The organism is Serratia sp. (in: enterobacteria), from assembly GCF_052400455.1.
Lineage (GTDB): Bacteria > Pseudomonadota > Gammaproteobacteria > Enterobacterales > Enterobacteriaceae > Serratia > Serratia ureilytica.
The window spans coordinates 4,292,991-4,305,421 of the sequence record NZ_CP185812.1; the positions used below are offsets into that span (position 1 = coordinate 4,292,991).

Genomic DNA, 12,431 nt, shown 5'->3' on the forward strand with positions numbered 1-12,431 from the left:
CCTCCTGAGCCCTTTTTCTTAGTGTAAACATAAATGGCGGACTAACTCAGTGAGCGCTCGCAAAGTTGGCAACTGAGCAAAATAAAACGGGAGGCCAAGGCCTCCCGTTAAACAGTTGCGCAATATAGCGGCTTACACGGCGGTTTGGAAGATCACGCCGTCGGCTTTTTCGGTGTACTGGCCCAGCTGGTCAAAGTTCAGGTAGCGGTAGGTATCCGCCGCCGTCTTATCGACCTGCGCCATATAGGTCTGGTACTCGTCCGGCGTCGGCAGGCGGCCCAGCAGGGACGCTACCGCGGCCAGTTCGGCAGACGCCAGATAGACGTTGGCGCCGGTGCCCAGACGGTTCGGGAAGTTACGGGTTGAGGTGGAAACCACCGTCGCGCCGTCCGCCACGCGCGCCTGGTTGCCCATGCACAGCGAGCAGCCCGGGATCTCGATACGCGCGCCGCTCTTGCCGAAGACGCTGTAGTAGCCTTCTTCAGTCAGCTGAGCCGCATCCATCTTGGTTGGCGGCGCCACCCACAGACGGGTCGGCAGCTGGCCCTTGTGCTGATCCAGCAGCTTGCCCGCCGCGCGGAAGTGGCCGATGTTGGTCATGCAAGAACCGATGAACACTTCATCGATTTTGCTGTTGGCCACGTCAGACAGCAGTCGCGCATCGTCAGGATCGTTCGGCGCACACAGGATCGGCTCTTTGATCTCGTTCAGATCGATGTCGATCACCGCTGCGTATTCCGCATCCGCATCGCCTTCCAGCAGTTGCGGATCCGCCAGCCATTTTTCCATGCCCTGAATACGGCGCTCCAGCGTACGGCGATCGCCGTAGCCTTCGGAGATCATCCACTTCAGCAGCACGATGTTGGAGTTCAGGTACTCTTCAATCGGCGCCTTGTCCAGCTTGATGGTACAACCGGCGGCAGAACGTTCGGCGGACGCATCGGTCAGCTCAAACGCCTGCTCGACCTTCAGATCCGGCAGGCCTTCGATCTCCAGAATGCGGCCGGAAAAGATGTTTTTCTTGCCCTTCTTCTCGACGGTCAGCAGACCCTGCTGGATCGCGTAGTAAGGGATGGCGTGCACCAGATCGCGCAGGGTGATGCCCGGCTGCATTTTGCCTTTGAAGCGCACCAGCACCGACTCAGGCATATCCAGCGGCATCACGCCGGTCGCGGCGGCAAACGCCACCAGGCCGGAACCGGCCGGGAAGGAGATGCCGATCGGGAAGCGGGTGTGGGAATCGCCGCCGGTGCCGACGGTGTCAGGCAGCAGCATGCGGTTCAGCCAGGAGTGGATCACGCCGTCGCCCGGGCGCAGCGAGACGCCGCCGCGGTTCATGATGAAGTCAGGCAGCGTGTGGTGCGTGGTCACGTCGACCGGTTTCGGGTACGCAGCGGTGTGGCAGAACGACTGCATGACGAGATCGGCGGAGAAGCCGAGGCAGGCCAGGTCTTTCAGCTCATCGCGGGTCATCGGGCCGGTGGTGTCCTGAGAGCCGACGGAGGTCATCTTCGGCTCGCAGTATTCGCCAGGGCGAATGCCGGCGACGCCGCAGGCGCGGCCGACCATTTTCTGCGCCAGCGAGAAGCCTTTGTTGCTGGCGGCTACCGGTTTGGCGATGCGGAACACGTCGCTGTGCGGCAGACCCAGCGCTTCGCGCGCCTTGGTGGTCAGGCCGCGGCCGATGATCAGCGGGATACGGCCGCCGGCGCGCACTTCATCCAGCAGCACGTCGGTTTTCAGCTCGAAGTTGGCGATCAGCGCGCCGGTTTCGTGGTTGCGCACTTCACCTTTGTACGGGTAAACGTCGATCACGTCGCCCATGTTCAGCTCGGACACGTCCACTTCGATCGGCAAGGCGCCGGCATCTTCCATGGTGTTGAAGAAGATAGGCGCAATCTTGCCGCCCAGCACCACGCCGCCGCCGCGCTTGTTCGGCACGTGCGGGATGTCGTCGCCCATGAACCACAGCACCGAGTTGGTGGCGGATTTACGGGAGGAACCGGTGCCGACCACGTCGCCGACGTAGGCCAGTGGGAAGCCTTTCTTGTTCAGCAGCTCGATCTGTTTGATCGGGCCGACGCTGCCCGGCTGATCCGGCACGATGCCTTCACGTTCGTTTTTCAGCATCGCCAGCGCGTGCAGCGGGATATCCGGGCGCGACCAGGCGTCCGGCGCCGGGGACAGGTCATCGGTGTTGGTTTCGCCGGTCACTTTGAACACGGTGACGGTGATCTTTTCCGCCAGCTCCGGGCGCGACAGGTACCATTCGGCATCGGCCCAGGACTGCATGATCTGCTTGGCGTGCGCGTTGCCAGCTTTCGCCTTCTCTTCTACATCGTAGAAGTTGTCGAACATCAGCAGCGTGTGGGACAGCGCTTTGGCGGCGATCGGCGCCAGCTTTTCGTTGTCCAGGGCTTCGATCAGCGGATGAATGTTATAGCCGCCCTGCATGGTGCCTAACAGTTCAATGGCTTTCTCGGGGGTAACCAGGGGGGATGTCGCTTCACCTTTGGCGATGGCCGCCAGGAAACCTGCTTTGACGTAGGCGGCTTCGTCGACGCCCGGTGGAACACGGTTGATCAGCAGGTCTAACAGGAATTCTTCTTCGCCTTTTGGCGGATTCTTCAGTAGTTCGACCAGCGCGGCCATTTGGGTGGCGTCTAGCGGCTTAGGGGCGATGCCCTCAGCAGCACGCTCGGCTACGTGCTTACGGTATTCTTCTAGCACGACGTTCTCCTCGCTCTCATTGTCATTTATTGTGCCTGGCGTATATGCAAACCGGGTTTATACCCTTTGGGTTTCACTCTGTGGCTAGGCGATCGGCCCGTAAAGGCCCCGAAACGGTGATTGGGGCAAACAAGCACGGTCAAACAGCGTTACAGCATGAAAGACTGATGGGTAGAGCGCACGGCGATATTGATGCCATCTATCCTGACGGGGCACTGCTGTCGATGTCCTGGACTGTAAGGTACAGTGCCCGGTTCCGCTCAGCCAGCATATCAGGATTTGAAACGGTTGTTAATTCGTTCACATAAAAGCAACATTAAATCTTTGCTGAATCGTTGAGCGCAGCGTAATCGGCTGCCGGACAAACAGGGCATTATATCCACATAATTAAAATGGATATAAGCATGAGGATCGGAATTTGGCGCAGCGGCCACAAAAAACCGCGTTCTGCATCTGAGCAAAAAAAAAGCGGCCCCTTCTCAGGAGCCGCTTGTTAACCGGTCAAACCAGCAGAATTACTTCTTCTTGGCTTTCGGGTTAGGCAGGTCGGTGATGCTGCCTTCGTAGATTTCCGCCGCCAGGCCCACGGATTCGTGCAGGGTCGGGTGAGCGTGGATGGTCAGCGCGATGTCTTCCGCGTCGCAGCCCATCTCGATAGCCAGACCGATTTCACCCAGCAGCTCGCCGCCGTTGGTGCCGACAATCGCGCCACCGATGATGCGGTGAGTTTCTTTGTCGAAGATCAGTTTGGTCATGCCGTCTGCACAGTCGGAAGCGATCGCACGGCCGGAAGCCGCCCACGGGAAGGTGGAGGTTTCGTAGCTGATGCCTTTCTCTTTCGCTTCTTTCTCGGTCAGACCCACCCACGCCACTTCCGGCTCGGTGTAAGCGATGGATGGGATCACTTTCGGATCGAAGTAGTGCTTCATGCCGGCGATAACTTCTGCGGCGACGTGGCCTTCGTGCACGCCTTTGTGCGCCAGCATCGGCTGACCGACGATGTCGCCGATGGCGAAGATGTGCGGCACGTTGGTGCGCAGCTGTTTGTCGACGTTGATGAAGCCACGCTCGTCAACTTCAACACCGGCTTTGCCGGCATCCAGCAGTTTGCCGTTCGGCACGCGGCCGATCGCCACCAGCACCGCGTCGTAACGCTGTGGCTCTGCCGGCGCTTTTTTACCTTCCATCGTGACGTAAATGCCGTCTTCTTTGGCTTCTACCGCGGTCACTTTGGTTTCCAGCATCAGGTTGAACTGCTTGCTGATACGTTTGGTGAAGACTTTCACCACGTCTTTATCTGCCGCCGGGATAACCTGATCGAACATTTCAACGACGTCGATCTGTGAACCCAGCGCATGGTATACGGTGCCCATTTCCAGGCCGATGATGCCGCCGCCCATAACCAGCAGACGCTCTGGGACGGTTTTCAGCGCCAGCGCATCGGTAGAATCCCACACGCGTGGATCTTCATGAGGAATGAATGGCAGTTGGATCGGACGAGAACCTGCAGCGATGATGGCGTTGTCGAAGTTGATGGTGGTTGGGCCGTTTTCGCCTTCAACAACCAGGGTGTTAGCGCCGGTGAACTTGCCCAGGCCGTTGACCACTTTCACTTTACGGCCTTTCGCCATGCCAGCCAGACCGCCGGTCAGCTGAGTGATGACTTTTTCTTTCCAGACGCGCACTTTGTCGATGTCGGTTTTCGGCTCGCCGAAAACGATGCCGTGTTCGGCCAGCGCTTTGGCTTCTTCGATCACTTTGGCAACGTGCAGCAGTGCTTTGGAAGGGATACATCCCACGTTCAGGCAAACCCCGCCCAGAGTGGAATAACGTTCAACCAGAACGGTTTCAAGACCTAAGTCAGCGCAACGAAAGGCTGCAGAGTAACCTGCCGGGCCCGCCCCAAGTACCACGACCTGAGTTTTAATTTCAGTACTCATCATGACCTCTTAATTGATTGTCCGGCGGGTCAGACGTCATTTTTATTGCTAATCGATCTCATAACGCCCTTCATCCACCGGGACGCTTACACCGCGAGCAGTTTACAGAATTGTTAATAATCTGCAAAGCGTGTTCGAGTGACCCGTGTCTCAACAATTTTGTCGAGTTATGCAAAATCCGACAAAACTGCTACAGAATCGTCAGGGGCGCAGCATGCTGCGCCCTTTTGCATTACATCACCAGACGGCGAATGTCGGACAACATGTTGTTGATGATGGTGATGAAGCGCGCACCATCGGCACCGTCGATAACGCGGTGGTCGAAGGACAGCGACATCGGCATCATCAGGCGCGGCATGAACTCTTTACCGTTCCAGACCGGCTCCATCGCAGACTTGGAGACGCCCAGGATAGCCACTTCCGGCGCGTTGACGATCGGCGCGAAGTGAGTCGTCCCGATGCCGCCCAGGCTGGAGATGGTGAAGCAGCCGCCCTGCATCTCGCCCGCGGTCAGCTTGCCGTCGCGCGCTTTCTTGGAGATGGTCATCAGCTCGCGAGACAGCTCGGTGATGCTCTTCTTGTTCACGTCCTTGAACACCGGAACCACCAGGCCGTTCGGGGTATCTACCGCCACGCCGATGTTGATGTATTTCTTCAGCGTCAGCTTCTGACCGTCTTCGGACAGCGAGCTGTTGAAGCGCGGCATCTGCTCCAGAGCGGCAGCGACGGCTTTCATGATGAACACGACAGGCGTGAACTTCACGTCCAGCTTGCGCTTGGCCGCTTCTTCGTTCTGCTGCTTGCGGAACGCTTCCAGATCGGTGATGTCGGTTTTGTCGAAGTGAGTCACGTGCGGGATCATCACCCAGTTGCGGCTCAGGTTCGCGCCAGAGATCTTCTGGATGCGGCCCATTTCGACTTCTTCGATCTCGCCGAACTTGCTGAAGTCCACTTTCGGCCACGGCAGCATGCCTGGCAGACCGCCGCCGGCAGCAGCCGGGGCCGCTTCAGCGCGTTTCACCGCGTCTTTCACGTAAGCCTGAACGTCTTCGCGCAGGATGCGGCCTTTACGACCGGTGCCTTTCACTTTCGCCAGGTTAACGCCGAATTCACGCGCCAGACGACGAATGACCGGAGTCGCGTGCACGTAGGCCGCGTTCTCGGCGAACTCGCCTTTGTCTTCAGCTTTCGCAGCCGGAGCGGCGGCTTTAGCGGCGGCCGGCGCCGGCGCAGCGTCCGCTTTAGCGGCTGGAGCGGCGGCAGCGGCAGCGGCAGGCGCAGCGCCTTCCACTTCGAACACCATGATCAGGGAGCCGGTTTTCACTTTGTCGCCGGTCGCGATCTTGATCTCTTTCACGGTGCCCGCGAACGGCGCCGGCACTTCCATGGAGGCCTTGTCGCCTTCCACGGTGATCAGAGACTGCTCGGCGGCAACCTTGTCGCCCACCTTGACCATCACCTCGGTCACTTCGACTTCGTCACCGCCGATATCCGGCACGGCGACGTCTTTAGCCGCAGAGGCCGCAGGCGCTGCAGCGGCAGCCGGTGCTTGCGCCGCAGCCGGGGCCGCAGCGGAAGCGGCGCCGGCCACTTCGAACACCATGATCAGGGAACCGGTTTTCACTTTGTCGCCGGTCGCGATCTTGATCTCTTTCACGGTGCCCGCGAACGGCGCAGGGACTTCCATGGAAGCCTTGTCGCCTTCCACAGTGATCAGGGACTGCTCGGCTTCCACCTTGTCGCCCACTTTCACCAGGATCTCGGTCACTTCGACTTCGTCGGCGCCGATATCCGGCACGGCAACGTCTTTGGCCGCAGCGGCAGCCGGGGCAGCTGCTGCCGCCGCCGGTTTTTCTTCCGCTTTCGCCGCCGGTGCAGCTTCCGCTGCGCCTGCCGCTTCGAAGATCATGATCAGTTTGCCGGTTTCGGTTTTATCGCCGACCGCCACTTTGATCTCTTTCACCACGCCCGCCTGCGGGGAGGGCACTTCCATGGAAGCCTTGTCGCCTTCCACGGTGATCAGCGATTGTTCCGCTTCAACTTTATCGCCGACCTTCACCAGAATCTCGGTGATTTCGACTTCATCTGCACCGATGTCCGGTACGTTGATTTCGATAGACATTATTCAGTACCTCTTAGGCCAGACGCGGGTTAACTTTTTCCGGGTTGATGTCGAATTTCTTGATTGCATCAGCAACCACGGAAGCTTCGATCTCACCGCGTTTAGCCAGTTCACCCAGAGCAGCAACCACCACGTAGGACGCATCGACTTCGAAGTGGTGACGCAGGTTTTCGCGGCTGTCCGAACGACCGAAGCCGTCGGTGCCCAGTACGCGATAATCGCTGGCCGGCACATAAGTACGAACCTGTTCGGCGAACAGTTTCATGTAGTCGGTAGAGGCTACCGCCGGCGCGTCGTTCATCACCTGAGCGATGTAAGGCACGCGTGGCGCTTCGGTTGGGTGCAGCATGTTCCAACGCTCGCAATCCTGGCCGTCGCGCGCCAGTTCGGTGAACGAGGTCACGCTGTAGGTGTCGGAACCCACGCCGTAGTCCTTCGCCAGGATCTGCGCAGCTTCGCGCACGTGGCGCAGGATGGCGCCGGAGCCCAGCAGCTGCACCTTGCCTTTGCTGCCTTCCAGCGTTTCCAGCTTGTAGATACCCTTGCGGATACCTTCTTCCGCACCCTGCGGCATCGCAGGCATGTGGTAGTTTTCGTTCAGCGTGGTCAGGTAGTAGTACACGTTTTCCGGGTTGTCGCCATACATGCGCACCAGACCGTCGTGCATGATCACCGCCACTTCGTACGCGTAAGCCGGATCGTAAGAGATGCAGTTAGGGATGGTCAGAGACTGAATGTGGCTATGGCCATCTTCGTGCTGCAGACCTTCACCGTTCAGGGTAGTACGGCCCGAGGTCCCGCCGATCAGGAAGCCGCGCGCCTGTTGGTCGCCCGCTGCCCAGCACAGGTCGCCGATACGTTGGAAACCGAACATCGAGTAGTAGATGTAGAACGGAATCATCGGCAGATCGTTGGTGCTGTAGGACGTCGCTGCGGCCAGCCAGGAAGAGGCTGCGCCCAGTTCGTTGATGCCTTCCTGCAGGATTTGGCCTTTCTCGTCTTCTTTGTAGTAAGCAACCTGTTCACGGTCCTGCGGGGTGTACTGCTGGCCGTTCGGGCTGTAGATACCGATCTGACGGAACAGACCTTCCATACCGAAGGTACGCGCTTCGTCGGCGATGATTGGCACCAGGCGATCTTTGATCGACTTGTTCTTCAGCATCACGTTCAGGGCACGCACGAAAGCGATAGTGGTGGAGATCTCTTTGTTCTGCTCTTCCAGCAGCGAGCTGAAATCTTCCAGCGCCGGCATTTCCAGCTTCTGGGTGAACTCCGGCAGACGGGTAGGCACGTAGCCTTTCAGCGCCTGGCGACGTTCGTGCAGGTATTTGTACTCTTCGGAATCTTTCTCGAAGGTGATGTACGGCAGTTTTTCGATGTCAGCATCGGCAACCGGCACGTTGAAACGATCGCGGAAGTGGTGAACCCCTTCCATGTTCATTTTTTTCACCTGGTGAGCGATGTTTTTACCTTCCGCGGTTTCACCCATGCCGTAACCTTTGATGGTGTGGGCCAGGATAACGGTCGGTTTGCCTTTGGTGTCCTGCGCTTTTTTCAGTGCAGCGAAGATTTTCTTCGGATCGTGACCACCACGGTTCAGCGCCCAGATTTCGTCGTCGGTCATGTCTTTGACCAGCGCCGCGGTTTCCGGGTAACGGCCGAAGAAGTGCTCGCGCACGTAAGCGCCGTCTTTGGATTTGAAGGTCTGGTAGTCGCCGTCCAGGGTCTCGTTCATCAGCTGAACCAGTTTACCGCTGGTGTCTTTGCGCAGCAGCTCATCCCAACGGCCGCCCCAGATCACTTTCAGCACCTGCCAGCCTGCGCCGGAGAAGATGCCTTCCAGTTCGTTGATGATCTTGCCGTTACCGGTGACCGGGCCGTCCAGGCGCTGCAGGTTGCAGTTGATGACGAACACCAGGTTGTCCAGCTTCTCGCGGGTGGCGATGGTGATGGCGCCTTTGGATTCCGGCTCATCCATCTCGCCGTCGCCCAGGAAGGCGTAAACGGTCTGCTCAGAGGTGTCTTTCAGGCCGCGGTGTTCCAGGTATTTCAGGAACTTCGCCTGATAGATGGCGCTGATTGGGCCCAGGCCCATGGATACGGTCGGGAACTGCCAGAATTCCGGCATCAACTTAGGATGCGGGTAAGAGGACAGGCCGTTGCCGTGCACTTCCTGACGGAAGTTGTTCATCTGTTCTTCGGTCAGGCGGCCTTCAAGGAAGGCGCGCGCGTAAACGCCCGGAGAGATGTGGCCCTGGAAGTAGACCAGGTCGCCGCCGTCTTTCTCGTTGCGTGCGCGGAAGAAGTGGTTAAAGCAGACTTCATAGAAGGTCGCGGAAGACTGGAAGGAAGCCATGTGGCCGCCCAGCTCCAGGTCTTTCTTGGATGCGCGCAGAACGGTCATGATCGCGTTCCAACGGATCGCAGAGCGAATGCGGCGTTCAAGATCCAGGTTGCCTGGGTAAGCCGGTTCGTCTTCTACCGCGATGGTGTTGACGTAGTTGTGCGCTGCAGCACCGGCCGCAACGTTAACGCCGCCTTTGCGGGCTTCTCCCAATACCTGATCAATCAGAAACTGAGCTCGCTCAACACCCTCTTCACGGATGACCGATTCGATCGCCTGCAGCCAGTCGCGGGTTTCGATCGGATCCACGTCATTGTTTAAACGTTCTGACATGGTGGTATTCCTTATCTGTCTAATGGTTTGTTTGGAGCCTGTCTTCCTGTGCTCTGTGAAAAAACACACGAAGACAGGCCCATCAGTTTAGTTGCCGCTTAAGTACTTAACTAAGTACCTCGAACTTAACCCCCGCAGGCTGGTGTACCCTGAAGAGGACAGCTCTTAATCCTTGCGTTGCTGGAGACGCCGCAGCGATCTCTCGCGCCGAGTATGCTCCCGGCTGAGATCCAGCAAGATTTCCTCGATAAACGCCAAGTGGCGATGCGAGGCTTCACGGGCCTTTTCCGGCTCGCGTGCCACAATCGCCTCAAAAATTCCGGCGCGGTGGCTGCTCACTTTTGCCAACATCTCACGGCGCGAGTAGAGCAATTCAAAGTTCTGACGCACGTTCTGTTCCAGCATCGGCCCCATGCAGCGTAGCAGGTGAAGTAACACAACGTTGTGAGCGGCTTCAGTCACGGCGATTTGATACTGCATGACCGCATCGGCTTCGGCGTCGAGATCGCCGCTGTCTTGAGCCTGTTGAATCACGATGTGGCAATCGCGGATGCGCGCCAGATCTTCATCGGTGCCGCGCAGCGCCGCGTAATAGGCGGCAATGCCTTCCAGCGCGTGACGGGTTTCCAGCAGATCGAACTGTGATTCGGGATGGTCGGCCAGCAACTCGGCCAGCGGATCGCTGAAGCTCTGCCACAGATTAGTTTGCACGAAGGTGCCGCCGCCCTGACGGCGCAGGAGCAGCCCTTTCGCTTCAAGGCGCTGAATGGCCTCTCTCAGAGAAGGACGGGAGACATCAAATTGTTTCGCCAGCTCGCGCTCCGGAGGCAGTTTTTCGCCTGGGCGCAGTGTCCCCTCGAGGATCAGGTATTCGAGCTGTTGCTCGATAACATCTGACAACTTGGGTTGGCGGATTTTGCTGTAGGCCATGAGTGAATTCTTCTCTGCGAATGGCGCGGAGTCAATTGGTAATACCAATTTCAAAAACGTGACGGTAAAGTAACAAAGTATTCACCTCCTGTCCATACGGGCCTTGATCGAAATCAGGTTACCCGCACATTTTAACACCCCGCTGAAAACCCCGCTGCAAACCGGTAACGCCGTGATGGTATTACCATTTACGCGGCGGGTTTGGGATTTAACTTTTACCAAACCTTACGCAAGGCAGAGTGCAAACTTTTTGCCCGAGTTTTATTGCATGGTTATTACGCTTTAATGAATGGCTATTTGGCGAGCAGCGCAACGGCGGTTCGTTCATTATTTGAACGCGGCCCACCGTTCAGATCTACGTTATTTTTGCGCATTATGTGATTTGTTGCTTATTTCATGCACTGAATCCCCCCTGCCGTCACACAACCCGCATTTTGTTTCCTAAACTGCTGCAATCTTAATCACTCACACGACAAAGCAGGTGCAAACCGACGCGCATAACATTATTCTCTGCCAAACGGTAGCGGCGCCGTGGAATTAATAGCTATAACGCCGTAAATAAAACAAAACACACATCGTAACCACTGCTTTACAGGCAGGTGGGCATTCACAACGACAGAGGGTTAGATTGATGGATGGTCAACAGCATGGTGACCAGCTGAAGCGCGGCCTGAAAAACCGCCATATTCAGCTCATCGCCTTAGGTGGCGCAATCGGCACCGGGTTATTTCTCGGTATCGCTCAAACAATAAAAATGGCCGGCCCGTCAGTGCTTCTCGGCTACGCCATCGGCGGCTTCATCGCGTTTCTGATCATGCGCCAGCTGGGGGAAATGGTGGTGGAAGAGCCGGTCGCCGGTTCCTTCAGCCACTTCGCCTACAAATACTGGGGCAACTTCGCCGGCTTTGCCTCCGGCTGGAACTATTGGGTGCTGTATGTCCTGGTGGCGATGGCGGAGCTGACGGCGGTCGGCATCTACGTACAGTACTGGTGGCCGGAGATCCCCACCTGGGTTTCCGCCGCGGTATTCTTCCTGGCGATCAACGCCATCAACCTGGCCAACGTGAAAGTTTACGGCGAGATGGAGTTCTGGTTCGCCATCATCAAAGTGGTGGCGATTATCGGCATGATCGTGTTCGGCGCCTACCTGCTGTTCAGCGGCATGGGCGGCCCGGAAGCCACCGTCACCAACCTGTGGGCGCAGGGCGGGTTCTTCCCGAACGGCGTCATGGGCCTGGTGATGGCGATGGCGGTGATCATGTTCTCCTTCGGCGGCCTCGAGCTGGTCGGCATCACCGCCGCCGAAGCCGACAACCCGCAAAAAAGCATTCCGAAAGCCACCAATCAGGTGATCTACCGCATCCTGATCTTCTATATCGGTTCACTGGCCATTCTGCTGTCGCTGTACCCGTGGGGCAAAGTGGTTGAAGGCGGCAGCCCGTTCGTGCTGATCTTCCACGCGCTGAACAGCAACCTGGTGGCGACCGTGCTGAACATCGTGGTGCTCACCGCCGCGCTGTCGGTCTACAACAGCTGCGTCTACTGCAACAGCCGCATGCTGTACGGCTTGGCGCAGCAGGGCAACGGCCCGAAAAGCCTGCTGAAGGTCGACGGCCGCGGCGTGCCGGTGGTGGCCATCGGCATTTCCGCCCTCGCCACCGCGCTGTGCGTGCTGATTAACTACCTGATCCCGGGCCGCGCCTTCGAACTGCTGATGGCGTTAGTGGTATCGGCGCTGGTGATCAACTGGGCGATGATCAGCCTGGCGCACCTGAAATTCCGCGCCGCCAAAAACCGCGAAGGCGTGGTGCCGAAGTTTAAAGCGTTCTGGTACCCGTTCAGCAACTACCTGTGCCTGCTGTTCATGGCCGGCATCCTGGTGATCATGTACCTGACGCCGGGCATTCAAATCTCGGTGCTGCTGATCCCGGTATGGGTGGCGATCCTGGCCGTCGGTTACGCCATCAAACAGCGCAGCCAACGTGTCGACGGCGTCACCAGCCGTTGAATCCCGTGACCGTGCAATAAAATG

The 12,431-nt window shown here is 58.0% G+C and carries 6 protein-coding genes; 1 reads left to right on the forward strand and 5 read right to left on the reverse strand.

All coding sequences use genetic code 11. From position 1 onward, the window contains the following. Positions 1-132 precede the first annotated feature (132 nt). From acnB to pdhR, 5 genes are all read right to left on the reverse strand, one after another. Entirely contained in the window at positions 133-2,730 is a 2,598-nt protein-coding gene (gene acnB, locus ACORQT_RS20725) for a bifunctional aconitate hydratase 2/2-methylisocitrate dehydratase (RefSeq protein WP_033644692.1), read from the reverse strand. A gap of 515 nt (positions 2,731-3,245) precedes the next feature. Continuing rightward, complete coding sequence (gene lpdA / locus ACORQT_RS20730; RefSeq protein WP_033644926.1) at positions 3,246-4,670, reverse strand: dihydrolipoyl dehydrogenase; 1,425 nt, start codon at positions 4,668-4,670, stop codon at positions 3,246-3,248. Positions 4,671-4,902: 232 nt separating this feature from the next. Further along, entirely contained in the window at positions 4,903-6,792 is a 1,890-nt protein-coding gene (gene aceF, locus ACORQT_RS20735; protein WP_164057075.1) for a pyruvate dehydrogenase complex dihydrolipoyllysine-residue acetyltransferase, read from the reverse strand. Positions 6,793-6,805: 13 nt separating this feature from the next. Next, complete coding sequence (gene aceE / locus ACORQT_RS20740; RefSeq protein WP_033632104.1) at positions 6,806-9,469, reverse strand: pyruvate dehydrogenase (acetyl-transferring), homodimeric type; 2,664 nt, start codon at positions 9,467-9,469, stop codon at positions 6,806-6,808. 165 nt (positions 9,470-9,634) lie between these two features. After that, positions 9,635-10,399: a pyruvate dehydrogenase complex transcriptional repressor PdhR gene (pdhR, locus tag ACORQT_RS20745; RefSeq protein WP_004937490.1), complete on the reverse strand. Its 765-nt coding sequence runs from the start codon at positions 10,397-10,399 to the stop codon at positions 9,635-9,637. Positions 10,400-11,030: 631 nt separating this feature from the next. Here pdhR and ACORQT_RS20750 point away from each other — a divergent pair. Beyond that, positions 11,031-12,407 (forward strand): amino acid permease, encoded by a 1,377-nt coding sequence (locus tag ACORQT_RS20750; RefSeq protein WP_004937488.1) that lies wholly within the window; start codon positions 11,031-11,033, stop codon positions 12,405-12,407. Positions 12,408-12,431 lie beyond the last annotated feature (24 nt).

What these genes read in the sequence shown, in the direction of transcription:
- lpdA (WP_033644926.1), bottom strand. Translation starts at nt 4,670, where the DNA reads ATGAGTACTGAAATTAAAACTCAGGTCGTGGTACTTGGGGCGGGCCCG.
- aceF (WP_164057075.1), bottom strand. Translation starts at nt 6,792, where the DNA reads ATGTCTATCGAAATCAACGTACCGGACATCGGTGCAGATGAAGTCGAA.
- aceE (WP_033632104.1), bottom strand. Translation starts at nt 9,469, where the DNA reads ATGTCAGAACGTTTAAACAATGACGTGGATCCGATCGAAACCCGCGAC.
- pdhR (WP_004937490.1), bottom strand. Translation starts at nt 10,399, where the DNA reads ATGGCCTACAGCAAAATCCGCCAACCCAAGTTGTCAGATGTTATCGAG.
- ACORQT_RS20750 (WP_004937488.1), top strand. Translation starts at nt 11,031, where the DNA reads ATGGATGGTCAACAGCATGGTGACCAGCTGAAGCGCGGCCTGAAAAAC.